The sequence below is a fragment of the Streptomyces lucensis JCM 4490 genome (assembly GCF_014650035.1).
Classification (GTDB): domain Bacteria; phylum Actinomycetota; class Actinomycetes; order Streptomycetales; family Streptomycetaceae; genus Streptomyces; species Streptomyces lucensis.
This window is the reverse complement of record NZ_BMUE01000010.1, coordinates 173,601-198,601: the sequence shown is the minus strand read 5'-3', so window position 1 is coordinate 198,601 and position 25,001 is coordinate 173,601. Positions and strand designations below refer to the sequence as shown.

The window sequence follows — 25,001 nt, the reverse complement described above, 5'->3', positions numbered from 1 at the left end:
TGCGATGGTGGAGGCCACTGGGGGAAAGCACCACCGAGAAGGGGGGCCGCCATGGGCTGGCACCGGGAGCTGCTGATCGGCTTCGACCTGGAGACGACCGGAACCGATCCGGGCGAGGCGCGCATCGTCACGGGCGCGGTGATCGAGGTCAGGGCCGGTGAGCCCATGGGGCGCCGGGAATGGCTGGCCGATCCGGGCGTGGAGATCCCGGCCGACGCGGTCGCGGTCCACGGCATCACCAACGAACGCGCGGCGGCCGGGGGCAGCCCGGCCGACCAGGTGGCCGACGCCATCGCGGACGTGCTGGCCTCCTACTGGCGGGCGGGGGTCCCGGTCGTCGCCTACAACGCGGTGTTCGACCTCACCCTGCTCTCCGCCGAACTGCGCCGCCACGGCCTGCCGTCGCTCGCCGACCGCCTGGGCGGCACCGCACCCGCCCCGGTCATCGACCCCTACACCATCGACCGCTGGGTCGACCGCTACCGCCGCGGCAAGCGGAACCTGGAGGCGGTCTGCACCGAGTACGGCATAGCGCTCGGCGCGGCCCACGACGCCGGTGCCGACGCCCTCGCCGCGGCCCGGCTCGCCTTCGCGATAGCCGAGCGCCACCCCAAGATCGCCGCACTGGGCGCCGCCGAGCTGCACCACCGCCAGATCGAGTGGTACGCGGCCTGGGCGGCGGACTTCCAGGCGTTCCTGCGCCGCAAGAAGGACGCGGACGCGGTGGTGGACGGGGCCTGGCCGCTGCGGGAGCCGGCCGGCGAAAGGGTCTGAGCGGGGCCGGCCGCCGCGTCAGAACGGATACCAGCGCACCGTCGCGTCTCCGTCCCGCAACGACGCCACCCGCCGCCGGAACTCGGCCAGCGCCCCGGGGCTGGACGGCGCGTGCTGCGCGACCCACGCGCAACTGGCCGTCTCCCGCGCCCCGCGCAGCACCGCACACCCCTCCCACTCCCGCACGTCCCACCCGTACGCCTCGGTGAAGGAGTCGTACGCCCGCGCCGGCAGCCCGTACCGGTCGCGGGAGAGGGCCATGACCACCAGGTCGTGCTCGCGCAGATCGGCGGAGAAGGTCTCCAGGTCGACCAGGACCGGCCCGTCCGGCCCGACGTGCACGTTGCGGGGGAGCGCGTCGCCGTGGATCGGCCCCGGCGCCAGACGCGGCGTCAGCGCGGCCGCGGCCGCCGCGAAGCCGTCCCGGCGCTCACGCAGGTACGCCGCGTCCGCCGGGTCGATCGCGTCACCGGCGAGCCGCAGCCAGCGCTCCACACCGCCCAGCAGCTCACGTGGCGGCAGCGCGAAGGAGGGGGCGGGAAGCGCGTGCACGATCCGCAGCAGCCGCGCCAGGTCCGACGGCTCGGCCGGCCGCACCGGCTCGGGCAGCCGGTGCCACACGGTCACCGGGTGCCCCTGCACCAGCCGCGGTTCCGGTTCGGCCGCCCGTACCGCCGGGACGCCCGCCCCGGCCAGCCAGCCGGCGATGTCCAGCTCGCGCCGCGCCCGCTCCAGCAGCTCCGCGTCGCGCCCCACCTTCACGACCAGGTCACCGGCGGCGAACACCGCGTTCTCACCGAGGGCGAGGAGCCGCGCGTCCGGGACCGCACCGGGCAGCACTTCCGCCGCGGCCAGTACGTCCCGTGCCCGTGCCTCGTCCATCGTGCGCGCCTCCGTGCCCTCTTCCGGTGCCTTCTCCCCGCTCCGTCGGTGGCCCTGGCGGGCGCCGGCGGGCGGGCCGTGCGCGGTCAGTCTCGCATCCGTACTGGTCGGCCGCCGTGCGCGGTGCCTTGACGGGGTATCCCGCCCCTACGACCATGAACACGCCAACCGGAGCAGGCAAAGGGGCTGATTCCGTGACAGCAGTGGCCGAAGCGCGGACACCACCGGCCGAAGCGCGGCGTCCGGCCGGCCGCCGCGTCACCGATCGCGGCACCTGGTTCCTGGTGCTGCCCGCCCTCATCCCGATCCTCGTGCTCAGCGTCGGCCCACTGCTCTACGGCATCCTGCTCGCCTTCACCGACGCCCAGTCCGGCCGGACGGCCGCCACCCGGTGGATCGGCGCCCTCAACTTCCGGGACCTGCTGCACGACACCCTCTTCTGGGAGTCGTTCCGCATCGGGCTGGTCTGGGCGGCCGGTGTGACCGTCCCGCAGTTCCTGCTGGCGCTCGGCCTGGCCCTCCTCCTCGACCAGGACCTGCGCCTGCGCCCACTGGCCCGCGCCCTCGCCATCGTGCCCTGGGCGATGCCCGAGGTGGTCGTCGGCATCATGTGGCGGCTGGTCTACAACCCGGATGCCGGCGTCCTCAACGAGACCCTGCGCGACCTCGGCCTGGGGGACGGCCGGGACTGGCTGAGCGGCCTGGCCACCGCGCTGCCCGCGGTGATCGTGGTCGGCGTCTGGGCGGGCCTGCCGCAGACCACGGTCACCCTGCTCGCCGGACTGCAGAACGTCCCGCGCGAACTCCACGAGGCGGCGGCGGTGGACGGCGCGGGCGCCTGGCGCCGCTTCCGCACGGTCACCTGGCCCGCGCTCAGACCGGTGGCCCTCGCCATCACCGCCCTCAACCTGATCTGGAACCTGAACTCCTTCGCCCTGGTCTACGTCCTCACGAACGGCGGACCCGGCGGAAAGACCCGGTTGCCGATGCTCTTCGCGTACGAGGAGGCCTTCCGCTACGGCCAGTTCGGCTACGCGGCGGCGATGGGCTGCGTGCTGGTCGCGGTGGTCTCGGTCCTGCTCGCGGTGTTCCTGGCCGGCCGGCTGCGAGGCGGTGACGACGCATGAGGACCCGCCGCGCCGCCCGTGCCGGGCAGTACGCCGCCCTGCTCGGCTACCTGCTCTTCCTGGCCTTCCCGCTGCTGTGGCTGCTGTCCACCGCGCTCAAGTCCCCGCGCGAGCTGGGCAGTCCGCACCCCACCTGGATCCCGCGCCACCCCACCCTGGCCAACGTCCGGCAGGCCTTCACCGAGCAGCCGCTGGCGCACGCCGCCCTCAACTCCCTGCTCGTGGCCCTCGCCACCGCCGTCGTCGCCGTCACCCTCGCCACCCCGATGGCGTATGTCATGGCCCGCCACCGCACCCGGCTCGCCCGGGCCGCCACGGGCTGGGTGGTGGTCAGCCAGGCGTTCCCGTTCGTCCTGGTGATCATCCCGCTGTTCCTGGTGCTGAAGAACCTGCGGCTCATCGACTCCCTGACCGGACTGGTGCTGGTGTACGTGGTGTGGGCGCTGCCGTTCGCGCTGTGGACGCTCACCGGCCACGTCCGGGCGGTGCCCGCGGAACTGGAGGAGGCTGCGGCCGTCGACGGCGCCGGCCGGCTCAGAACCCTCGTGTCGGTGACCGCGCCGCTGCTCGCGCCGGGCATCGCGGCGACGGCGCTGTTCGCGTTCGTCACCGCGTGGAACGAGTTCTTCTTCGCACTGGTGCTGCTGAAGAGCCCGGGCAGGCAGACACTGCCGGTCGTGCTCACCCACTTCATCGGCGCGGAGGGCGTGGCCGACCTCGGCCCGCTCGCCGCGGCGGCGTTCCTCGCCACACTGCCCTCGGTGGCCGTCTTCGCCCTCGTCCAGCGGCGGATCACGAGCGGACTGCTCGCCGGGGCGGTGAAGAGCTGATGCGGACCCTGGCCAAGGCACTCGTGCTGCTGCTGCTCCTCGCGGGCTGCTCCGCACCGGGTCACCGCGACGGCGGCCCGATCACCCTGCGCTTCCAGTCCCTGGCCTGGCAGCAGGAGTCCGTCGCCGCCGTCAAGGACCTGGTGAAGGAGTGGAACGCGACCCACCCGGATGTCCGGGTCGAGTACGTCCAGGGCAGCTGGGACAGCGTGCACGACCAACTGCTCACCGCCTTCGAGGGTGGCGAGGCCCCGGACGTCGTCCACGACGCCTCCGACGACCTCGCCGACTTCGCCTACGGCGGCCACCTCGCCGACCTGACCGGCCTGCTGCCCGCCCGGCTCAAGTCCGGCATCCCGCCAAGCAGCTGGCGGACGACCACCTTCGGGCACGGCGTCTACGGCGTGCCCTTCCTGCAGGAGCCCCGGGTGCTGATCGCCGACGCCGCGCGGCTGCGTGCGGCGAAGGTGCGGGTGCCGACACCCGAGCGCCCCTGGAGCTGGACGGAGTTCCGGCAGGTGGCCAAGAGGCTCAGCGGGCCCGGCAGGTACGGCGTGGCCTGGCCGCTCAAGGAGCCCGTCTCCGCCACGCTCAACCTGTCCCTGTCCGCGGGCGGCGGACTCTTTCACCGGGACGCGGACGGCAAGGTCGCCGTGCGGTTCACGGCCGCGGACGCGGTCGTCCCGCGCACCATCCACGACCAGGTCGCCGTCGACCACAGCGCCCCCGCCTCGACCCTCGGCAGCGGCGGCTCGGACACGCTGCCCGGCCTGTTCGCCGGCCGCTACGCGATGGTCCCGCTGGGCTTCTCCTACCGTCAGCAGATCGCGCAGCAGGCTCCGAAGGGCTTCCGCTGGCAGGTGCTGCCCGCCCCGGCCGGCGCGGACGGGCTGGTCCAGGGCGTCAGTCCGCAGACCCTGTCCGTCGCCGCGGCCTGCCCGCACAAGAAGGAGGCCGTCGCGTTCGTCGACTTCCTGCTGCGGCCTGAGAACATGGTCCGGCTCGCCCTCGGCGACTGGATGCTGCCCACCGGCACCGAGGCCCTCAAGGACCCCGCCCTGCACACCCGGGAGAACGGCTGGGCCACCGGCACCGCCCTGGCGGCCCGGCTCCGCCCGGCGCCCGCCCAGTCCGTCCGCGGCTACCCGGAATGGAAGGACAAGGTCGCCACCCCGGCCTTCCAGGAGTACTACAGCGGCGCCATCGGCCTGGGCGAGCTGCGCGGCCGCCTGGAGAAGGACGGCAACCTGGTGCTGGCCCGCTACCAGCGCTGACCCCGCCCGGCCTGCGGGCGCGGGCCGGCGCGCCCGCAGGCCGGCCGGACCGATGGCCCGGACGGCACGGGGCCCGCCGGTTCCCGGGGAACCGGCGGGCCCCGTGGCAGGGGGAGCGGCGTCAGACGGGCAGCCGCTCGTCCTCGCCGCGCGCGGGGGCCGCGATCGCCTCGGGCGCCTCGTCGTGGGTGAGGTCGGGCAGCCGCTCGAGCCACTTGGGCAGGTACCAGTTGCTCTCGCCGAGCAGCGCCATCACCGCCGGCAGCAGCACACCGCGGATGATCGTCGCGTCGATGAGGACGGCCGCGGCCAGGCCGACGCCCATCTGCTTCATGGACTGCATGGACAGCGTGCCGAAGATCGCGAACACGGCGACCATGATGACCGCGGCGCTGGTGACGACGCCGGCCGTCGTGACCACACCGTGCCGGATGGCGTCCTTGGTGTCCCGGCCGCGCATCCGCGCCTCACGGATCCGGGAGACCACGAACACGTGGTAGTCCATGGACAGTCCGAACAGGATCACGAAGAGGAACAGCGGCAGCCAGGTCACGATCGCGCCGACACCCTCCGCGCCCACCAGCGAGGCGCCCCAGCCGTGCTGGAAGACCGCGACGAGGATGCCGTAGGCGGCCGCCACCGACAGCAGGTTGAGCACGATCGAGGTGATCGCGACCGTCAGCGAGCGGAACGACAGCAGCATCAGCAGGAAGGCGAAGACGACCACGAACACGAAGACCGGCACGACCGAGCCCATCAGCTGGTCGTTGAAGTCGTGGTTGCCCGCGACCTGCCCGGTGACCGGCGCCTCCACGCCGTCGACCTTGCCCAGCGTGGCGGGCCGCACCTCGTCACGCAGCTTCTCCAGGCTCTTCGTCGCCTTGTCCATGTCGGAGCCGCCGACCAGCGGCACCGAGACCAGGGCCACGTTCTGCGCGTCGTGCATCTTGATGTCGATCGGGCCGCGGGAGGCGCCCGAGGCGATGGCCTGCTTCTTGAAGTCGGCCAGCGCCTGGCGCACCGCGGGGGCGTTGACGTCCTTCGCCTTGACGACGACCTGGGCCGGTTCGCTGCCGCCCGGGAAGGCGTCGTTGACGCGCTTGTACGTCTGCACGATGGACAGCGAGTCGCCGAACTCCTGGTCCAGCGTGAGCTGCTGGGTCTTCATGCCGAGCGCGGGCGCTGCGATCGCCAGCAGCGCGCCGGCCGCGACGACGACCGAGACCAGCGGCTTGGCCAGCACGCCCCGCAGCACGGCCGTCCAGAAGCGGCTGCCGCCGTCTGAGCCACCCTGCCGGCGCCGGCGCCCCAGGAACGGGATGCGGCCCTTCTCGACCCGCTCGCCGAGCAGCGACAGCAGCGCGGGCAGGACCGTCACCGAACCGACCATGGCGACCGCCACGACCATCAGCGAGGCCAGTCCCATCGCCTCGAACTCGGCGAGGCCGGTGAAGAGCATGCCCGCCATCGCCACGCACACGGTGACGCCGGAGACGATGACCGCACGGCCGCTGGTGGCGGCGGCGATCTGCAGGGCGGTGGCCGGGTCGCGCCCGGCGGCCCGCTCCTCGCGCTCGCGGCGCAGGTAGAACAGGCAGTAGTCGACGCCGACGGCCATACCGACCAGCAGCATCACGGAGTTGGCGGTGTCGCTCATCGCCTGCAGGTGGCTGACGAGGCCCATCAGGCCCATCGTCGCCATGATCGCGGTGACCGCCAGGGCCACCGGCAGCAGCGCGGCCACGAGCGCGCCGAAGGCGATCAGCAGGATGCCGAGGGCCACCGGCACGGCCGAGTATTCGGCCTTCTGGAAGTCGTCGCCGAAGGCGTCCTTGTACTGCTTCTGCATGCTGGCGCCGCCGATCTCCTCGATCCGCAGCGAGCCGTGGTCCTTCTGGACGCCGGCGACCGCGTCGAGCACCGGCTCGATCCGGTCGGCCGCCGTCTCGGCGTCACCGCGCAGGTCGAACTGGACCAGCGCGCTGCGACCGTCCCGGGAGATGGTGTGGGTGTCGTACGGCGAGGTCACGTCGGTGACCTTTCCGGTGCCGTCGACGGCCTTGACGACGTCGGCGACGGCCGCGCGGAACTCACCGCTCCGGGCGTCGACCGTGCCGCCCTTGGACTGGATCAGGACGGTCTCACCGGCCGGCTCCTCGATCCCCGCGTCGTCGATGATCTGCGCGGCGGTGTGGGTCTCTCCCTTGAGCTGGTCGCTCTCGTCCACGTCGACCCGGCCCGCCGCCGAACCCAGCCCCATCGCCAGGACGACGAACAGCACCCATATGCCGACGGCCGCCCAGCGGTGCCGGGCGCTCCAGCCGCCGGCGCGGGCGGCCAGCCCCCGCACCTTTGTGTTCCCCATGACGGGTATGCCCCCTCGTGTGCGGTGACGGCCCCCTGCCGCCACATCAGCGTTTGCTCCGCTTCGACGGTATGGGGCGGACGGCCGCGTTCCCTCCTGCTGCCCGGTGAAGTGCGGTCGCCACGGGTCACCGCTGGGGAGTAGGCGGTCCCTTACATCTATTCCCGTGTTCTCAGGGACGGCCCTCAGGGTGCGCGGTGTCCGATCCGCCGACAGAGATCCACTTTGTGATTACGAAACCTTGTTGAACAAATCACAGCTGCGTGTAGGAGTTGATCCGCACCCGCCTGATCGGCAAGAGTTTCGCGCAACCCGGCCCGCGCCGGGCACGGCCGTCGTGCCCACCCCCACGGGGCACGACGGCCGTTCTATCGTGGCCGCATGACGACCTATGCGGCGCTGCTGCGCGGTATCAACGTCGGCGGCAGCAAGAAGCTCCCCATGGCCAACCTGCGTACGCTGATGACCGGCCTGGGACTCACCGGCGTACGCACCCATCTGCAGAGCGGCCAGGCCGTGTTCACCACCGACCGGGGCGACGCGCAGTCGGCGGCGGCGGAGCTGACCCGGGCGATCGAGGAGCGCTTCGGCTTCCCCGTCGACGTGATCGTGCGCGACCACGGCTATCTGAGGGCGGTCGCCGAGGCCTGCCCCTTCCCGGCCGCGGACCTGGAGCCCAGGCAACTGCACGTCACCTACTTCTCCGCCCCCGTCGGCCCCGAGCGCTACACCCACATCGACCCGGCCGCCCACCTCCCCGAGGAGTTCCGGCTCGGCGACCGCTGCCTGTACCTGTACGCCCCGGACGGTCTCGGCCGCTCCAGGCTCGGCGAGGCGCTGGCCCGCCCGCGGACCACCAAGGGCGTGATCGCCACCACCCGGAACTGGAACACCGTGCGCAAACTGGTCGAGCTGACGGCCCCGCGGGCCTGACCCGGCACCGCCGCGGCGGGTGGGGCGGCGCGGCGGGGAAATGGACCAGGGAAAGTGGCGGTGAGTGGGCCGGGACCATGTCCCACCGGCGCACTAGCGTCGCCGGTATGACGCACCGCGACACCCGTACCGGCACCCCTCCCACCCCGATCCGGATCGACTTCGCCTTCGATCCCGCCTGCCCCTTCGCCTGGATAACCTCCCGCTGGCTGCTGGAGGTCGAGCCGCTGCGTCCGCTCGACCTCCGCTTCCACGTGATGAGCCTGTACCTGCACAACACCGGCAACGACCTCCCGGACTGGTACCGGGACCTGGTCGACCGGTCGGCCGGCCCGGTGCGCGTCGCCGTGGCCGCCGCCGAACGGCACGGGGAGAAGGTGCTGCGCGACCTCTACACCGCCCTCGGGACCCGCATCCACGACGGCGGGAACGAGGACTTCGACCTGGTGGTCGCCGAGGCGCTGGCGGAACTGGGGCTCCCCGCCGACCTCTCCGCGGCCGCCCGGGACCCCGCGTACGACGACGCGGTGCGCCGCAGCCACGCGGCCTGGACCGAGCCGGAATCGGGCGGCTACGTGGGCACACCCACCCTCCACGTCGACGGAGCGGCGTGGTTCGGACCGGTGCTGCGCGCCGTGCCGCGCGGCGCCGACGCGGCGGAACTCTTCGACGCCTTCCGGGTGCTGGCCCGGCATCCCGACCTCTTCGAGCTCAAGCGCACCCGCACCGGCCGTCTCCGCTTCGACTGAGCCGGGGCCGGTTGGCCGATAAGCGCCCCTGGGGGACGGAGATCCTCCCTCACGAGTGACACACACGCCCCGCTCGGCGCAGAACGAAGAGCCACCGCGTTCCGACGTCACAGGGGAGCGCCGGACCGCGGTGGCCCCTACCACGTAGTCGCCCCCGCGGGGCCGTACTTGCCGAACCCGGCGACAACCCGGGCGCCTCGTTCCTAAGGTCGTGTCCGCGAAGTCGCGCCTGCGACGCGACGCCCGCCCTGCGGGCGAACGACGCGACTTCGCGGACACGACCCGGGCTGGGGCGCGCCGGGCGGCCGGAGGGGGACGGGATGAGGGCTGTGTGCGCGGACCGGGGGCTCACCGGCCTCCGCACGCGCTGCCACGCGTCCTGCCCACCGCCGGCCGGGGGCCGGTCAACGGACGCGGGCCACCCGGACGGGTGGCGATTTTCGGACCTCTTGGCGAGCGCGCGGCCGCCCGGGGCCGGACGACCGCGCGGAATCACCGGCCACGGCCCGCCCCGCCACCGGCGCCGCTTCGGGGCCGAACCGGCCGCCCGTACGCGAACTGACACCATCGGTGGCGCCGGTGGTCCCGGCACCGCCCGCGCCGAAGCCGCGGCCCCGGGTCCCCGGACGACCGCCCCGGACCGCGAGACCCCCTAACGCGAGGACACCACATGAGCACGTACAACCCCGGACACGCGGGCGGACCGGCCGGCTACGACGAGCTCGGCCGGATCCGCGGCGGCGGCCACGCACCGGGCCTGGAGGCGCTGATGGACATCGCCGGCCGGCTCACCGAGACCCTGCGCACCGAGTACCCGGGGCTCGTGAGCCAGGGCGAGGTCATCGAGCGTGAGCTGGCGCTGTCCGCCGAGGACGGCCTGCCGCCCAACCGGGGCCGGATCCGCAGCGCACTGGAGCACATCGCCATCGGGGCGGCGGCCGGCACCGGCAGCCTCACCTTCACCCAGCACCTCACGCACGCCCTCGACCTGTGACCGGCCGGCGTCCGCCCGGACGCGACGGGCCCGGTCAGGCGCCGAGGGCGGCGAGGGCCGGTCGGCGGGCCGCGTCGTAGCGCTCCAGCAGCAGTCGCGCCACCTCCGGCGCCGGACCCAGCACGTCCGCCCGCACGTCCGCCCCGGCCGCGCCCCGCGCGATGCGGTCCGGCAGGAAGCCGGGGGCCAGGACGTACGGCGCGACCGCGACCCGCTCGCAACCGAGGGCGCGCAGCTCCCGCACGGCGTCCTCGGTGCGCGGAAGGGATGCGGAGGCGAACGCAGGCCGCACGGCGCACCAACCGGTGTGCCACCACTCCCGCGCGATGTCGGCGATCACTGCGATCGCCTCCGGGTCGGAGGACCCCGCCGAGGCCAGCACGACCCCGGTCGAGGACTTTTCGGCGGGCGTCAGGCCCGCCTCGTACAGGCGCCGTTCCAGCGCCGACAGCAGCAGCGGCGACGGGCCGAGCACGTCCGCCTGCCGGATCCGCAGGCGCGCGGGAGCCTCCCGCAGCACGGCCGGGATGTCGGCCTTGGCGTGGAAGGCGCGGGTCAGCAGCAGCGGCAGCGCCACCACGTCCCGCACGCCCTCGGCCGCGAGTGACTCCAGCACCCCCTGCACCGAGGGGACGTTGAAGTCCAGAAAGCCGGTCTCCACCCGCAGTCCCGGCCGCTGCGACCGCACCCGCTCGATCAGGGCGTGCACGGTCGCGGCGTGCCGCGGGTCACGGCTGCCGTGGGCGATGACGAGGAGAACAGGCCTGGTGTTCATGGGACTTCAGCTCTTCACCAGGAGACCGCGGCTGCGCAGCACCCACCGCTCCAGCGGACTGAAGATCAGCAGGTCGATGGCGATGCCGACGAACAGGATCAGGAAGATCGCCTCGAACACCATGGACATGGAGCTGGCGTTGCGGCCGTTCTCCAGCAACGCGCCCAGTCCGACGCCGAGGTCGGGGGAGGATGCGATGATCTCCGCCGCCATCAGTGAGCGCCAGGAGAAGGCCCAGCCCTGCTTCAGGCCGGCCAGGTAGCCGGGCAGCGCCGCCGGCAGGACGATGTGCCAGGCGCCCTTCAGGCCCGTCGCGCCCATCGTGCGGCCCGCCCGCAGGAACAGCGGCGGCACCTGGTCGATGCCGGAGACCAGGCCGTTGGCGATGGAGGGGACGGCGCCCAGCAGGATCACCGCGTACATCATCCTGTTGTCCAGCCCCAGCCAGATCACCGCCGGCGGCACCCACGCCACCGACGGCAGCGACTGCAGGCCGGACAGCACCGGCCCGATGGCCGCGCGCACGAACTTCACCCGGGCCACCAGCAGGCCCAGCGGCGTGCCGATGGCCAGCGCGAACAGGAAGCCGAGCAGACCGCGCGAGACGCTGGTCCATATGTAACCGAGCAGCTTGCCTTCCAGCCACGCCTGCTTGAACTCGTCGCCGACGTCGCCGGGGGAGGGCAGCTTGGTCGGGTCGTCGACGATCTTGAAGGAGATCAGCGCCTGCCAGAGCACCAGCACCACCACGACGGCGACCACCGGCGGCAGGATCTTGTCGACGAGGGTCTGCCGGAACGGCGTGCGGCCGACGACGCCGGCCTCCAGGGCGTCCAAGCCGGCCTCGACGCTCGCGGCGTCCCGCAGGACGTCCTTGGTCGTGTCAGTGCTGGCCATGTCGGCGGATCTCCCCACGCAGGACTTCAGTGATCTCCAGGGACAGTTCGGCGACCGGGGCGTCCTCGATGCGCCGCGGCTGCGGGATGTCCACCCGCCACTCGCGGGCCACCCGGCCCGGACGGGAGGACAGCAGCACGACCCGCTGGGCGAGCCGCACCGCCTCACGCACGTTGTGCGTGACGAACAGGACGGACAGCCCCGTCTCCGCCCAGATCCTGGTCAGTTCGTCGTGCAGCAGGTCGCGTGTGATCGCGTCCAGCGCCGCGAACGGCTCGTCCATCAGCAGCAGCCGGCTGTCCTGCGCGAGCGCGCGGGCCATGGCCACGCGCTGCCGCATGCCGCCGGAAAGCTCGTGCACCCGCTTGCCGTAGGAGCCCTGCAGCCGGACCAGTTCGAGCAGTTCCTCGGCCCGCCCGCGCCGCTCGCCGCGGGCGACCCCGCCCAGCTTCAGGGCGAGTTCGATGTTCTTGCCCGCGGTCAGCCACGGAAACAGGGCGTGCTCCTGGAACATCAGGGCCGGGCGCCCGTCGGTCGAGATGCTGCCGGCGGAGGGCTGGTCGAGACCCGCCACCAGGTTCAGCAGGGTCGACTTGCCGCAGCCCGAGGCCCCCAGGAGGGTGACGAACTCGCCCGGCGCGACATCAAGACTGATGTCGTCCAGGACGAGCTGCTGCCCCCCGGGCCCCGGGAAGGACTTCGAGACGTGCTCGATGCGTGCCGCCTGTTCGACGGACTCGGCCGCTTTGACGAAGGTCGTGGCCATGGTCGTCACCTCCTGGGAACTCATCGGCTACGGATCACTCGGCGCCGAGACCGGCGTCGTCGACGGCGGCCCTGCCCTCGGCCTTGAGGACCTTGTTCAGGAGGGCGAGATCGTAGATGCCGTCCAGCTTCGGGTTCTCCAGCAGGCCCGCCTTGGCCGCGTGCCGCGCCTCGCTCGCGAGGGTGGCGGCCAGCGGGTCGTCGGTGAACCGGATCGACTTCCACGCCGGGTCCAGCACGTCGGCCGGCAGCGCCTTGCCGGAGTCCGACTCCAGCCGCTCGTTCGCGGCGGCCTTCGCCTCGGCCGGGTTGGCGGCGATCCACTGGTTGGTCTCGACCGACGCCCTCAGGACGGCCTCGACCGCCTTCGGGTGCTCCTCGAGGAAGGACTGCCGCACGACGATGTTCGTGATCACGAACTTCTCGTCCGGCCACAGCGACGCCTCGTCCAGCAGCACCTTGCCGCCCTCGGCGACCAGCTTCGACGCGGTCGGCTCCGGCACCCAGGCACCGTCGACGGAACCGGACCTGAACGCGTCCGGGGTCACCTTGTTGTCGGTGCGGACGACCGAGACGTCACCCTTGCCGCTCTGCGCATCGACCTTCCAGCCCTGCTCGGCGGCCCAGTTGAGGAACGCCACGTCCTGCGTGTTGCCCAGCTGGGGCGTCGCGATCCGCTTGCCCTCGACGTCCTTCAGCGACTTGATCCGCTTCGGGTCCACGACGAGCTTCACGCCCCCCGACGCCGAACCGCCGATGATCCGCAGGCTCCTGCCGTCCGACCTGGTGTAGCCGTTGATCGCCGGGGACGGGCCGATCCAGCCGATGTCGATGGAGCCCGAGTTCAGTGCCTCGATCTCGGACGGGCCGGCGTTGAAGATCTGGTACCTGGCCCGGGTGGCGCCCAGCTCCTTCTGGAAGAAGCCCTTCTGGTTGCCGACCAGGGCGGTCGCGTGCGTGAGGTTGCCGAAGTAGCCGATCCTCACGGTGTCGAGACCGTCGGTCTTCTCGGCCCCGGCGGCGATCGCGACGGTGGTGTCGTGCTTGGCCTGAGAGCCGTAGCCGCAGGCGGCGAGGGCCAGCAGGGGGAGTGCGGCCATCACGGCGAGACCGCGGCGTAGCCGGGGATCGGGTTGGTTGGCAGGCACGGGAGGGGTTCCTCTCGTTGGCCCGGCGGTCACGGTCTCTCAGGTCGTGGCCGGGAGGTCGGCAGGTCTTCGTGCACGGCGGTGGGGGGTGCGGGCGCGCGATCGGTGCGCGGACGTCACCGCGCACATCGCCCGACTCCGCCCTGCCCGCTGCCGAGGGCGCCGCTGCCGACACGGCCGCCCTCCTTCGCGAACGTGGAGTAGACATCGCTGGTCGGGGCCATCGTCAGAAGTCCCAACCGTCGTTCTCGGTCTCGTCCTTGACCGGCTCGGGCGCCGCGAACGACTCGCCGACCATGCCCGCGGTGAGCGTGGTGCCGTCGCTCGGGTCGATCAGGATGAAGGAGCCCGTGCGGCGCGAGTCGGCGTACGAGTCGACCGGCAGCGGCTCGGCGGTGCGGACCTTCACGCGGCCGATGTCGTTGGCGACGAGCTGCCCGGGGTGCGGGTGCAGGGACAGGTCGTCGAGCGTGAGCCGGGACGGGATGTCCTTGACGATCGCCTTGACCGTGCGGGTGCCGTGCTTGAGCAGGACCCGGTGGCCCACGGTGAGCGGCGCGTCCGCGACATGGCAGACCGTCGCCTCCACGTCCTGCGTCGTGGCCGGCGCGTCCTTCGTCGGCACGATCAGGTCGCCGCGCGAGACGTCGATGTCGTCCGCCAGCAGCACCGTCACCGACTGCGTCGTCCACGCCACGTCGACCGGTTCGCCGAGCAGGTCGATGCCGGCCACCGTCGTGGTCCGCCCGGACGGCAGGACCGTGACCGCGTCGCCGACCCGGAAGGTGCCGGCCGCGATCTGGCCCGCGTAGCCCCGGTAGTCGGGGTGCTCGGCGGTCTGCGGCCGGATGACGTACTGCACGGGCAGCCGGGCGTGGCAGTGCGCCAGGTCGTGGCTGACCGGCACGGTCTCCAGGTGCTCCAGCACGGTCGGGCCGCCGTACCAGTCCATGGTGGCCGACGGCTCCACCACGTTGTCACCGGCGAGCGCCGAGATCGGGATCGCGGTGACCTCGGGGACGCCCAGCTCGGTCGCGTACGCCGTGAACTCCTCGGCGATGGCGGCGAAGACCGGCTCCTCGTAGCCGACGAGGTCCATCTTGTTGACGGCCAGGACCACGTGCGGGACGCGGAGCAGCGCGGCGATGGCCGCGTGCCGGCGGGTCTGCTCGACCACGCCGTTGCGGGCGTCGACCAGGATCACCGTCAGCTCGGCCGTGGAGGCGCCGGTGACCATGTTGCGGGTGTACTGCACGTGGCCCGGCGTGTCGGCGAGGATGAAGCGGCGGCGGGGCGTGGCGAAGTAGCGGTAGGCCACGTCGATGGTGATGCCCTGCTCGCGCTCGGCGCGCAGGCCGTCCGTGAGCAGCGCGAGGTCGGGGGCGTCCTGGCCGCGGCTGGCGGAGGCGCGTTCCACCGCCTCCAGCTGGTCGGTGAGGACCGACTTGGAGTCGTGCAGCAGCCGGCCGACGAGGGTGGACTTGCCGTCGTCGACGGAGCCGGCGGTGGCGAACCGCAGCAGAGTGGTGGCCGGGAGCGCCTCGGTCGTGGTCGTGCTCATGCTTAGAAGTACCCCTCGCGCTTGCGGTCTTCCATCGCGGCCTCGGAGAGCTTGTCGTCGGCGCGGGTCGCGCCGCGCTCGGTCAGCCGGGAGGCGGCGATCTCGGTGATCACGGCATCCAGCGTGGTCGCGTCGGAGTCGACGGCGCCCGTGCAGGACATGTCACCCACGGTGCGGTAGCGCACCCGGCGCCTGACGACGGTCTCGCCGTCCTTCGGGCCGCCCCACTCGCCGGCCGTCAGCCACATGCCGTCCCGCTTGAACACCTCGCGCTCGTGCGCGAAGTAGATCTGCGGCAGCTCGATGCCCTCGCGGGCGATGTACTGCCAGACGTCCAGCTCGGTCCAGTTGGACAGCGGGAAGACCCGGACGTGCTCGCCGGGGGCGTGCCGGCCGTTGTACAGGTTCCACAGCTCCGGGCGCTGGCGGCGCGGGTCCCACTGCGAGAACTCGTCGCGCAGGGAGAACACCCGCTCCTTGGCGCGGGCCTTCTCCTCGTCCCGCCGGCCGCCGCCGAAGACGGCGTCGAACCTCTCGCTCTGGATCTTCTCCGTGAGCGGGAGGGTCTGCAGCGGGTTGCGGGTGCCGTCGGCACGCTCCTTGAGCACACCCCGGTCGATGTAGTCCTGCACGGAGGCGACGTGAAGGCGCAGCCCGTGCGCGGCGACCACGCGGTCCCGGTACTGAAGGACCTCCGGGAAGTTGTGTCCGGTGTCCACGTGCAGCAGCGAGAAGGGCACCGCGGCCGGGGCGAAGGCCTTCAGCGCCAGGTGCAGCATGACGATGGAGTCCTTGCCACCGGAGAACAGGATCACCGGGTTCTCGAACTCCCCCGCCACCTCGCGGAAGATGTGCACCGCCTCGGACTCCAGCGCGTCCAGGTGCGAGAGCGCGTAGGGGCTGCCGGTGCCCTCCTCGACCTTGGCGACCGTGGTCATGCTGCGTCCCTTTCGTTCGCTTCTCCGCCCGCGCGGTGCGGAGGTGCGGCCATCGTCGTCGTCCGCGGCCGGGCGGCCGCGCGTGCGTCGCTCACAGCAGACTCCTCTCGCTCAGCAGTGCGTGGACGGCCGCCGCCGACTCCTGGACCGTCTGGTTCTGCGACTCGATCCGCAGGTCGGGCTTCTCCGGCTGCTCGTACGGGTCGTCGACCCCGGTGAGCCCGGTCAGCTCGCCCGCCGCCTGCTTGGCGTACAGGCCCTTCACATCCCGCTCGCTGCACACCTCGACGGGGGTCGCCACATGGATCTCCAGGTACGGGGTGGCGTTCGCCTCGTGCCGCCCCCGCACCGCGTCCCGGCTGTCCGCGTACGGCGCGATCACCGGCACGAGCGCCTTGACCCCGTTGCGGGCGAGCAGTTCGGCCACGAAGCCGATGCGCTGCACGTTGGTGTGCCGGTCCTCGCGGGAGAAGCCGAGGCCCGCCGAGATGAACTCGCGGATCTCGTCGCCGTCGAGCACCTCGACACGGTGGCCGTCGGCGCGCAGCAGACCCGCCAGCTCGTGCGCGATGGTGGTCTTGCCGGCGCTCGGCAGCCCCGTGAGCCAGACGGTGGCTCCGGTCGTCACGTGATTCTCCTGAATCTGATCGGTCGTCATCCGTGCAGTCCGCACTCGGTCTTGGCGCGGCCCGCCCAGCGGCCGGCGCGCGCGTCCTCGCCCTCCAGGACCCGGCGGGTGCACGGGGCGCAGCCGATGGAGGGGTAGCCGTCCATCAGCAACGGGTTGGTGAGCACGCCGTGTTCGGCGACGTAGGCGTCCACGTCGTCCTGGGTCCAGCGGGCGATCGGGGAGACCTTCACCTTCTGCCGCTTCTCGTCCCAGCCGACGACCGGGGTGTTCGCCCGGGTCGGGGACTCGTCGCGGCGCAGGCCCGTCGCCCAGGCCCGGTAGCCCTTCAGCCCCTCCTCCAGCGGCTGGACCTTGCGCAGCCTGCAGCAGAGGTCGGGGTCGCGGTCGTGCAGCTTCGGCCCGTACTCGGCGTCCTGCTCGGCGACCGTCTGCCGCGGTGTGAGGGTGATGACGTTGACGTCCATCACGGCCTCCACCGCGTCGCGGGTGCCGATGGTCTCCGGAAAGTGGTAGCCCGTGTCCAGGAAGACGACGTCGACTCCCCCGCGCACGCGGGAGGCGAGGTGGGCGACCACGGCGTCCTCCATGGAGGAGGTGACGCAGAACTCCGCGCCGAAGGTGTCCACCGCCCACCGCAGGATCTCCAGGGCGGAGGCGTCCTCCAGGTCGCGGCCCGCCTGCTCGGCGAGTGCCTTCAACTCCTCGGCGGAGCGCTCCTTGTGAGTCACCGTCATATCCGCTCGTCCCCTCCGTTGTCGGCTCGCTGGAGCCCCCGGGCGAGCAGCCCGAGGAACTTCAGCTGGAAAGCGCGGTTGCACGCCCCGCATTCCCAGGCGCCGTGGCCCTGCTCGCTCGGACGCAGGTCCTCGTCGCCGCAGTACGGGCAGTGGAAGGGCGCGGCACGCTCCGTCACGACAGCTCCTCCTCGGAGGCCCGCGCCGCCCAGGCGGCGAACCGCTCGCCGTCCTCGCGCCCGGCCAGGTAGCGCCCCAGCACCCGCTCGATGTAGTCGGGCAGTTCCTCCGACGTGACCTTCAGACCGCGCACCTTGCGGCCGAAGCCGGCCTCCAGGCCGAGCGCGCCGCCCAGGTGCACCTGGTAGCCCTCGACCTGCTCGCCCCGGTCGTCGAGGACCAGCTGGCCCTTGAGGCCGATGTCCGCCACCTGGATACGGGCGCAGGCGTTCGGGCAGCCGTTGAGGTTGATGGTGATCGGCTCGTCGAACTCCGGCAGGCGGCGCTCCAGTTCGTCGATCAGCTGCGCACCGCGCTGCTTGGTCTCGACGATGGCGAGCTTGCAGAACTCGATGCCGGTGCAGGCCATGGTGCCGCGCCGGAAGGAGGACGGCCGGGCGGTGAGGTCCAGCGCCTCCAGGCCGTCGACCAGCGAGTCGACCTGCCCCTCCTCGACGTCCAGAATGATCATCTTCTGCTCGACGGTGGTGCGCACCCGGCCGGAGCCGTGCGCCTCCGCGAGGTCGGCGACCTTCGTCAGCGTGGCGCCGTCGACGCGGCCGACACGCGGGGCGAACCCGACGTAGAACCGGCCGTCCTGCTGCCGGTGCACACCGATGTGGTCGCGCCACCGCTGCACCGGCTGCTCGGGCGCGGGGCCGTCGGTCAGTGCGCGCCCGAGGTACTCGTCCTCCAGCACCTGACGGAACTTCTCCGCACCCCAGTCGGCGACGAGGAACTTCAGGCGGGCGCGGTTGCGCAGCCGGCGGTAGCCGTAGTCACGGAAGATGGAGATGACGCCCTCGTAGACGTCCGGGACCTCGTCGAGCGGCACCCAGGCGCCGAGCCGCACACCGAGCTTGGGGTTGGTGGACAGACCGCCGCCGACCCACACGTCGAAGCCGGGGCCGTGCTCGGGGTGCCGCACGCCCACGAACGCGACGTCGTTGATCTCGTGCACGACGTCCAGCAGCGGCGAACCGGAGATGGCCGTCTTGAACTTGCGCGGGAGGTTGGAGTACGCCGGGTTGTTCAGGACGCGACGCTTCATCTCCTCCAGCGCGGGCGTGGCGTCGATGATCTCGTCCTCGGCGATGCCCGCCACCGGAGAACCGATCATCACGCGCGGCGTGTCGCCGCACGCGGTGACCGTGGACAGGCCCACGCCCTCCAGCCGGTTCCAGATCTCGGGCACGTCCTCGATCCGGATCCAGTGGTACTGGACGTTCTGCCGGTCGGTGATGTCCGCGGTGCCCCGCGCGAACTCCTGTGAGATCTCACCGATCACCCGCAGCTGACGGGTCGTGAGCGCGCCGCCGTCGATACGGACGCGGAGCATGAAGTAAGTGTCGTCCAGCTCCTCCGGCTCCAGGATCGCGGTCTTGCCGCCGTCGATCCCGGGACGTCGCTGGGTGTACAGCCCCCACCAGCGCATCCGGCCCCGCAGATCGCTGGGGTCGATCGAGTCGAAACCGCGCTTGGAGTAGATCGTCTCAATGCGTGTCCGCACATTGAGACCGTCGTCGTCCTTCTTGACCTGCTCGTTGCCGTTGAGCGGGGTGAAGTGACCCGCGGCCCACTGACCCTCACCGCGGTGACGACTCACCTTGCGGCGGGGCGCGGAGGCGGCAGGGTTCTGCGGGTTGGCGGCCATGTTCTACGTCCTTCGGGACAGGCGGGAAGCGTGCTCTGACCAGCGCGTACGAGCGGATGCGGGCGCGTACGGGCGCGTGCGGGCATACGTGCGCGTCGTTGCGCGGGCAGGGATCAGAAAAAGAGAGGTCTCGGCGGTGCTGCGGGCTCAGCTCGCCGGACAGATGGCGCTGGACATGCGGCCGAGGTCGACGTGCCGCCGACTCACCAAGGCAATTCCAGTTCCGGACATGGCGGAAGCCTGTCACGGCGATCTGGACACAGTCCAGCTTCGTCCATCATGCGGACACCCTTGTCCCGAAGTATGGGACAAGGGTGTCGTCGCTCACATGTGCCGCGGGGAGGCTTGTCCCGGCGGGGTCAGGCGGGGTACGCGCCGGGCCAGGGTCCGGGTGTCGGCACGTCGGGCTGCGTCCGCACCTCGGTGTCGAACAGCTTGAACCCGCGCCGCCGGTAGTTGTCCATCGCGTGCTCGCCGTCCAGGCTGCAGGTGTGCAGCCACACCCGCTTGGTCGGCGTGCGCCCGGGCCACCGCTCGGCCAGGTCCCAGGCGCGGGCCGTGCCGTACGACAGCAGGTGCCCGCCGATGCGCCGGCCCCGGAAGCCCGGGAGGAGGCCGAAGTAGACGATCTCCACCGCGCCCTCGTCCTGGGCTTCCAGCTCGACGTACCCGGCCGGCGTGCCCCGCTCGTAGGCGACCCAGGTCTCCACGCCCGGCCGGTCAAGGTGCTCCCGCCAGCGGGCGTGGCTCCAGCCGAGCCGGTCGATCCACTGGATGTCGCCGCCGACCGAGGCGTACAGGAAGCGGCTGAACTCGGGGGAGGGGACCTCGGCGCGGACGATCCGCACGTCGCCCCCGGGGGCGACGGCGGGCAGGAGGTCGGCCGGCGACGTCTGCTCCAGGGACCAGGTGGTGACGGGGATGCTGCTCATGCCGGCCAGGGAATCATCCCGGCGCCGGATCTGTCGACGGACCGGGCCACCCTGTGCGGGCCCGGCTCACCCCAGGGAACGCTCCAGCGCCGTCAGCGGCAGGGTGAAGAGCATCCGGTCCGACAGGGACCACACCTCGCCCGTCCCCCGCCCGTAGGAGAGGGACCCCGCCGCCTGCGCCCAGCAGCGGTGCGAGGCGTCCGCGCCGCAGTGGGCCGCCCGCGCGCCCTCGCGGTCCTGCCGCCACAGGCTCCCGTGTCCGTCCCGCGAGGCGGGCAGCTGTCCCAGATACCAGGACGCGCCCGCCGCGCCCGCCCGCCGGTCCGGCAGCACTCCGCGGATCCCGGCCGCCCGGGTCCGGTAGGCCTCCGCCGCGTCCACCCGGCCCGCCGGGTCAGCGGCGAGCGGCCCGCCGTGCTCGGGGGCCGTGCGGAAGGCGTACCGCCACAGGCGGGCGGGCCGGTCGCTGCCGGGAGCGGTCCACTCCGCGGCGACCAGGCCGCCGGGCCCCGTCGCGCCGTCGAGGGCGAGCGCGCCGGGACAGGGCGGCCCGGAGGGTGCGCAGCGGCCGGAGGTGAAGCGGTAGGAGCCGACCGCGGGCAGCACGTACCGGTAGCCGTCGGCCGACCAGCCCCCGGCCACCCGGCCGATCGCGGGTCCGTCGACCGTGGTGCGCTGGATGCGGTCGAGGTCGTAGACGTAGAGCGCGTCGGCGCTGCCGGCCGTGGTGGTCACCAGCAGCTTGTCCCGGTGCCAGACCATCCCGGAGATTCCGGAGTCCAGGCCCCGGTAGTCCCGGCCGCCCCGCACCGGCACCACCAGCAACGCCCAGCGGTAGGAGAGGTGGCCGAGGTCGTCGGCGTCGACGAAGGCGACCCGGGCGAGGCCGCGCTCGGCGGCGCGGCCGGTGGCGGTGCTGTGGGTCCAGCCGCTGAGGATCACCCGGTGGGTGCCCCGCACGCCGTCGGCGGCGTCGCCGGAGGTGGCCACCGAGGCGGGCCGCCAGGCGGTGGAGACCGCGTCGGACGGATCCCAGCAGTAGGCGCGGGTGGCGGCGGGGGCCACGGGCAGGGACGCGCGGTCCGTGGCGGAGCAGTCGGCTCCGGTGCCCATGGAACGGTCGGCGCTGTCGAGTACGGTGTCCACGCCGACCGGGCGGCCCATCGCGGCGGAGAGGCGGTTCAGCGTGCGGCCGGGAACCATGTGCTCCTGGAGGCGGAGCGCACCGGTGTCCGCCGGGGAGGTCAGCGGCTTGAGCGCGCCCGGGCCGGTGGCGACGTCGGCCTGGGACACGCTGATCAGGGTGGCCGCGGCGGTGAGCGCCAGCGCGGTCCCGGTCAGGAACGCCCGTACCGCCGCGCCCCGTCTGCGTCTGCGGTGTCTGCCGCGTTGCTTCATGTCTCCTCCCGGGCGGGCCAACTGCGCCTGGCGGTCCGTACGTTGACCGAGGGACAGGTGGGGAGGCCCGTAGGGGATGCTACGGCAGCAACGGGCCGTGCGGGGCCAAGACCCCGCAAATATGCTGAACGCACGCGCAGTCGGCGTGGCCGGGCGCGGTCAGGACCGCACCGGCCCCTCGTCCCGCGCGGCCGGCCGTCTGCGGGCCACCGCCGGTGCCGTCGACTGGGGGAGCAGGTCCCGGGGGTCGTGGGGGAGCAGCACCTCGACCTCCGTCTCCTCGCTCAGGCGGTAGGGCCGGTGCCGCAGGAGCTGCCCGAGGTAGCGCCTGATCCGGGACATCTCCGCGCGTACGGTCACCGTTCTGGTGGGATCGCCGAACAGGTCCTCCGCGAGGTCCGCCGCACCTCGCCCGGACGGGTTCTCGGTGAGCAGGAACAGCAACTCGGCATGCCGCGGACTCAGTTGCCGGGACCAGGAGCCCGCCGCGGACTCGACCGTCAGTGTCCTGCGCCCCGGCCGGGCGAAGTCCAGCACGACTTTGACGGCGGCGGTGGCGGGCGGTTCGCCGTCCGCCCGCAGCAACCAGCCCCCGGCCAGCGGCTCCACCGCGCACGAGCCGAGCGAGGGCAGCCACCGGTGGCCGGGTGACAGCGACTTGGGCAGCGCCACCCGCCGCACGTACGGCATCCCGGTCACCGCCGCCACCCAGCCGTCCCCGTCCACCGCCAGCGCCCGCCCCGCCAGGCGGGCCAGCACGGGCGCCGCCACCGCCCGCAGCCGCTCCAGCTGGACCAGGTGCAGTTCCCGCAGCCGCGCCTCGGCGAGCTTGGCCACCGAGTCCACCCAGGCCAGGGTCGCCGGGTGCATGGTCTCCAGCGGGCCGCTGACGTCCACGACACCGATCAGCCGGCCGTCCCTGGGGTCGGTGATGGGGGCGCCGGTGCACGTCCAGGACGTCTGCGAGCGCACGAAGTGCTCGCCGGCGAAGACCTGCACGGGTCTTCGCACGACCACCGGGGTGCCCACCCCGTTGGTGCCGACGACGTCCTCACGCCAGTCCGCGCCCAGTTCAAAACCGAGACCGTCCGCCTTGCGCAGCACCGGCCGCGACCCCTCCCGCCACAGCACGCGCCCCTCGGCGTCCGCCACGACCATGATGTGCCGGGCCACGTCCGCGACCGAAAGCAGACCCTCGCGCAGCACCGGCAGGACGTGCCGCAGCGGTGACTCCTCGCGCCGGCGCCGCACTTCGTCGGCGGGCAGCAGTCCCGATCTGAAGTCGTGCTCGGGATCGACCCCGCTGCGCAGCATCCGCCCCCAGGACTGCTCGATCACCGGCCGCGGCGGCACCCGCGCACGTCGGCCGGCGAGTGCGGCCTCACGCACCTCGCTCAGCACCCGCGCCGCCTGCGCCGCGTCCACGGCGGCCAGGCGCGCCACGTTCATCGGCGGGTTCGCCACGGGGATCCTCCCGGAAAAGGTGTCGAACGCACGTGTCAAGCCGTCCCGGGCGTCGGTTTCCGGTCCGGCTGTGCCTCTCATACTGCCGTCACGGGCAGGCCGGAGGCACATACTCCGCGCACGTGCGCCGACGAGTTGCAACCCTGTGCAACCCTGGTGGACCACGCCGCACCGGCCGAGACTTGACCCTGACGCACTGCGCGTCCGAGGGCTGCAACACGCCCGAGCGACGGGGGTGGTGCCGTGTCGGCGCAGCACCACCCCCTCCGGGGCTCCGTCAGGGCACCGGGCGCGCCCGCTCCACCACCGACGCCAGATCCAGCCCTCCCGGCAGTGTGCCGAAGGACGCTCCGTGGTCGCCGCCCAGCCGGGAGGCGCAGAAGGCGTCGGCGACCTGAGGCGGTGCGTGGCGCACCAGCAGCGAACCCTGCAGCACCAGGGCCAGCCGCTCGACCAGGCGCCTGGCCCGGCCCTCGATACCGTCCAGATCGGCGAGTTCGGTGAACAGGTCCTTCACCGCCCGGTCCAGGCGGTGGTCGGCGCCGTGCGCCCGGCCGATCTCCGTGAGGCACGCGTCCAGCGCGCCCGGTTCCCGCCGCAGCGCCCTGAGCACGTCGAGCGCCTGGACGTTCCCGGCTCCCTCCCAGACCGAGTTCAGCGGCGACTCGCGCACCAGCCGGGGCAGCCCCGAATCCTCCACGTACCCGTTGCCGCCCAGGCACTCGGCGGCCTCCACGGCCACCGGGGCGCAGCGCTTGGTGATCCAGTACTTCGCGGCCGGCACCGCCAGCCGCAGGAAGGCGCGTTCCCGCTCGCCGCCGTCGTCGTACGCGGCGGCCAGCCGCAGCGCGAGCGCGGTCGCGGCCTCCGACTCCAGCGCGAGGTCGGCGAGCACGTTGCGCATCAGCGGCTTGTCGACCAGCCGCCCGCCGAAGGCCTCGCGGTGGGTGCTGTGGTGGATCGCCTGCGCCACCGCCTGCCGCATCAGGCCCGCGGAACCGAGCGCGCAGTCCAGCCGGGTCGCGGCGACCATGCCGATGATGGTCCGCACCCCGCGCCCCTCCTCCCCGACCCGGCGCGCCCAGGTGCCGTCGAACTCGACCTCGGCGGAGGCGTTGGACCGGTTGCCCAGCTTGTCCTTCAGACGCTGGATGCGGAAGACGTTGCGGGTGCCGTCCGCCAGCACGCGGGGCACAAGGAAGCAGGTCAGCCCGTCCGGGGCCTGCGCGAGCACCAGGAAGGCGTCCGACATGGGCGCCGAGCAGAACCACTTGTGCCCGGTCAGCACGTAGGTGCCGGCCTCGGCAAGGGGCCGCGCCTCGGTGGTGTTCGCCCGTACGTCGCTGCCGCCCTGCTTCTCGGTCATGCCCATGCCGAAGAGGGCGCCGGCTTTCTGCCCGGCGGGCCGCAGCTCCCGGTCGTAGACCGTGGACGTCAGCCGCGGCTCCCACTCGGCGGCGAGCCCCGGGTCGGCGCGCAGCGCCGGGACGGCCGCGTGGGTCATCGACAGCGGGCAGCAGTTGCCCGCCTCGACCTGGGTCCAGACCAGGAACCCGGCCGCCCGCCGCACATGCCCGGCCGGGCGGCCCCAGGCGCCGGTCAGGCCCGCCGAGACGCCCTTGCCGAGCAGCCGGTGCCAGGCCGGGTGGAACTCGACCTCGTCGGTCCGGTGGCCGTAGCGGTCGTGGGTGTGCAGCCGGGGCGGGTGCTCGTTCGCCTGCACCGCCCACTCCTGCAGCTGCCCGGAGCCGGCGGAGCGGCCGAGCGCGGACAGCTCGGAGCGCACCTCGTCCGATACGTCCGGGTCGGTGTACCTCTCGACCGCCTCGACGAGGGCCCGGTCGGCCGAGAAGACGTCGTATCCGACCAGCGGGGGCGGCTGGTTCGTCACGGTGTGCGTGGAGGTGCCTGCCATGACTGCGAACCTACCCGGGACGGCGGCGGTGATGGCCCCCCG

General features: G+C 72.8%; 24 protein-coding genes. 7 read left to right on the top strand and 17 right to left on the bottom strand.

The window, feature by feature from the left end; all coding sequences use genetic code 11:
• The first annotated feature begins 51 nt into the window (after window positions 1-51).
• On the top strand, window positions 52-774 hold the full coding sequence (locus tag IE177_RS22985) for a 3'-5' exonuclease (RefSeq protein WP_190017272.1): 723 nt from the start codon (window positions 52-54) through the stop codon (window positions 772-774).
• An 18-nt stretch (window positions 775-792) separates the two neighbouring features.
• Here the strand turns inward: IE177_RS22985 and IE177_RS22980 are convergent, their stop codons facing one another.
• On the bottom strand, window positions 793-1,656 hold the full coding sequence (locus IE177_RS22980) for a phosphotransferase enzyme family protein (RefSeq protein ID WP_190017271.1): 864 nt from the start codon (window positions 1,654-1,656) through the stop codon (window positions 793-795).
• Between the two features lie 194 nt (window positions 1,657-1,850).
• On the opposite strand from IE177_RS22980, the gene IE177_RS22975 reads away from it, so the two are divergent.
• The 3 genes from IE177_RS22975 to IE177_RS22965 are packed head-to-tail and all read left to right on the top strand — an operon-like array spanning window position 1,851 to window position 4,887.
• Window positions 1,851-2,783 carry a carbohydrate ABC transporter permease gene (locus tag IE177_RS22975; protein WP_373305150.1) on the top strand — a complete coding sequence of 311 codons (933 nt, stop codon included), beginning with the start codon at window positions 1,851-1,853 and terminating at the stop codon, window positions 2,781-2,783.
• Window positions 2,780-3,613: a carbohydrate ABC transporter permease gene (locus IE177_RS22970; protein WP_190017270.1), complete on the top strand. Its 834-nt coding sequence runs from the start codon at window positions 2,780-2,782 to the stop codon at window positions 3,611-3,613. Before IE177_RS22975 ends, IE177_RS22970 begins: the two co-directional genes overlap by 4 nt.
• Window positions 3,613-4,887 (top strand): ABC transporter substrate-binding protein, encoded by a 1,275-nt coding sequence (locus IE177_RS22965; RefSeq protein ID WP_190017269.1) that lies wholly within the window; start codon window positions 3,613-3,615, stop codon window positions 4,885-4,887. Before IE177_RS22970 ends, IE177_RS22965 begins: the two co-directional genes overlap by 1 nt.
• Before the next feature lie 121 nt (window positions 4,888-5,008).
• Here IE177_RS22965 and IE177_RS22960 read toward each other — a convergent pair whose 3' ends face one another.
• Entirely contained in the window at window positions 5,009-7,252 is a 2,244-nt protein-coding gene (locus tag IE177_RS22960; protein ID WP_190017268.1) for an MMPL family transporter, read from the bottom strand.
• 381 nt (window positions 7,253-7,633) lie between these two features.
• Here IE177_RS22960 and IE177_RS22955 point away from each other — a divergent pair, with 381 nt between their 5' ends.
• The 3 genes from IE177_RS22955 (at window position 7,634) to IE177_RS22945 (ending at window position 9,928) form a co-directional block, all read left to right on the top strand.
• On the top strand, window positions 7,634-8,185 hold the full coding sequence (locus IE177_RS22955) for a DUF1697 domain-containing protein (RefSeq protein ID WP_190017267.1): 552 nt from the start codon (window positions 7,634-7,636) through the stop codon (window positions 8,183-8,185).
• A 107-nt stretch (window positions 8,186-8,292) separates the two neighbouring features.
• The gene (locus IE177_RS22950; protein WP_190017266.1) at window positions 8,293-8,934 is read left to right on the top strand and encodes a mycothiol-dependent nitroreductase Rv2466c family protein; all 642 of its coding nucleotides are present in this window, start codon (window positions 8,293-8,295) and stop codon (window positions 8,932-8,934) included.
• Between the two features lie 670 nt (window positions 8,935-9,604).
• On the top strand, window positions 9,605-9,928 hold the full coding sequence (locus IE177_RS22945; protein WP_190017265.1) for a hypothetical protein: 324 nt from the start codon (window positions 9,605-9,607) through the stop codon (window positions 9,926-9,928).
• A gap of 34 nt (window positions 9,929-9,962) precedes the next feature.
• Here IE177_RS22945 and IE177_RS22940 read toward each other — a convergent pair whose 3' ends face one another.
• The 15 genes from IE177_RS22940 to IE177_RS22875 form a co-directional block, all read right to left on the bottom strand.
• On the bottom strand, window positions 9,963-10,703 hold the full coding sequence (locus IE177_RS22940) for a sirohydrochlorin chelatase (protein ID WP_190017264.1): 741 nt from the start codon (window positions 10,701-10,703) through the stop codon (window positions 9,963-9,965).
• Between the two features lie 6 nt (window positions 10,704-10,709).
• Complete coding sequence (locus tag IE177_RS22935) at window positions 10,710-11,600, bottom strand: ABC transporter permease (RefSeq protein WP_190017263.1); 891 nt, start codon at window positions 11,598-11,600, stop codon at window positions 10,710-10,712.
• Window positions 11,587-12,390, bottom strand: coding sequence for an ABC transporter ATP-binding protein (locus IE177_RS22930; protein ID WP_190017262.1), 804 nt, complete (start codon window positions 12,388-12,390; stop codon window positions 11,587-11,589). The genes IE177_RS22935 and IE177_RS22930 overlap by 14 nt, the downstream gene beginning before the upstream one ends.
• Window positions 12,391-12,400: 10 nt before the next feature.
• Window positions 12,401-13,465, bottom strand: a complete 1,065-nt coding sequence (locus IE177_RS22925) for an ABC transporter substrate-binding protein (RefSeq protein ID WP_190017354.1) — start codon at window positions 13,463-13,465, stop codon at window positions 12,401-12,403.
• Window positions 13,466-13,739: 274 nt separating this feature from the next.
• The gene (locus IE177_RS22920) at window positions 13,740-15,074 is read right to left on the bottom strand and encodes a sulfate adenylyltransferase subunit 1 (RefSeq protein WP_190017261.1); all 1,335 of its coding nucleotides are present in this window, start codon (window positions 15,072-15,074) and stop codon (window positions 13,740-13,742) included.
• Between the two features lie 2 nt (window positions 15,075-15,076).
• Complete coding sequence (cysD, locus tag IE177_RS22915) at window positions 15,077-16,012, bottom strand: sulfate adenylyltransferase subunit CysD (protein WP_190017260.1); 936 nt, start codon at window positions 16,010-16,012, stop codon at window positions 15,077-15,079.
• A gap of 91 nt (window positions 16,013-16,103) precedes the next feature.
• On the bottom strand, window positions 16,104-16,670 hold the full coding sequence (gene cysC, locus IE177_RS22910; protein ID WP_190017259.1) for an adenylyl-sulfate kinase: 567 nt from the start codon (window positions 16,668-16,670) through the stop codon (window positions 16,104-16,106).
• Window positions 16,667-17,377, bottom strand: coding sequence for a phosphoadenylyl-sulfate reductase (locus tag IE177_RS22905; RefSeq protein WP_190017258.1), 711 nt, complete (start codon window positions 17,375-17,377; stop codon window positions 16,667-16,669). The genes cysC and IE177_RS22905 overlap by 4 nt, the downstream gene beginning before the upstream one ends.
• Complete coding sequence (locus tag IE177_RS22900; protein WP_190017257.1) at window positions 17,374-17,556, bottom strand: hypothetical protein; 183 nt, start codon at window positions 17,554-17,556, stop codon at window positions 17,374-17,376. The genes IE177_RS22905 and IE177_RS22900 overlap by 4 nt, the downstream gene beginning before the upstream one ends.
• Window positions 17,553-19,250 (bottom strand): nitrite/sulfite reductase, encoded by a 1,698-nt coding sequence (locus tag IE177_RS22895; protein WP_190017256.1) that lies wholly within the window; start codon window positions 19,248-19,250, stop codon window positions 17,553-17,555. Before IE177_RS22895 ends, IE177_RS22900 begins: the two co-directional genes overlap by 4 nt.
• 147 nt (window positions 19,251-19,397) lie before the next feature.
• The gene (locus tag IE177_RS35825; protein ID WP_309486338.1) at window positions 19,398-19,481 is read right to left on the bottom strand and encodes a putative leader peptide; all 84 of its coding nucleotides are present in this window, start codon (window positions 19,479-19,481) and stop codon (window positions 19,398-19,400) included.
• A gap of 128 nt (window positions 19,482-19,609) precedes the next feature.
• Window positions 19,610-20,182, bottom strand: coding sequence for a GNAT family N-acetyltransferase (locus IE177_RS22890; RefSeq protein ID WP_190017255.1), 573 nt, complete (start codon window positions 20,180-20,182; stop codon window positions 19,610-19,612).
• Between the two features lie 66 nt (window positions 20,183-20,248).
• Window positions 20,249-21,580, bottom strand: coding sequence for a hypothetical protein (locus tag IE177_RS22885; protein ID WP_190017254.1), 1,332 nt, complete (start codon window positions 21,578-21,580; stop codon window positions 20,249-20,251).
• 159 nt (window positions 21,581-21,739) lie between these two features.
• A complete protein-coding gene (locus tag IE177_RS22880; RefSeq protein ID WP_229816226.1) occupies window positions 21,740-23,044 on the bottom strand; it encodes a GAF domain-containing protein in 1,305 nt (434 codons plus the stop codon).
• A 277-nt stretch (window positions 23,045-23,321) separates the two neighbouring features.
• Window positions 23,322-24,959 carry an acyl-CoA dehydrogenase family protein gene (locus IE177_RS22875; protein WP_190017253.1) on the bottom strand — a complete coding sequence of 546 codons (1,638 nt, stop codon included), beginning with the start codon at window positions 24,957-24,959 and terminating at the stop codon, window positions 23,322-23,324.
• Window positions 24,960-25,001: the final 42 nt, after the last annotated feature.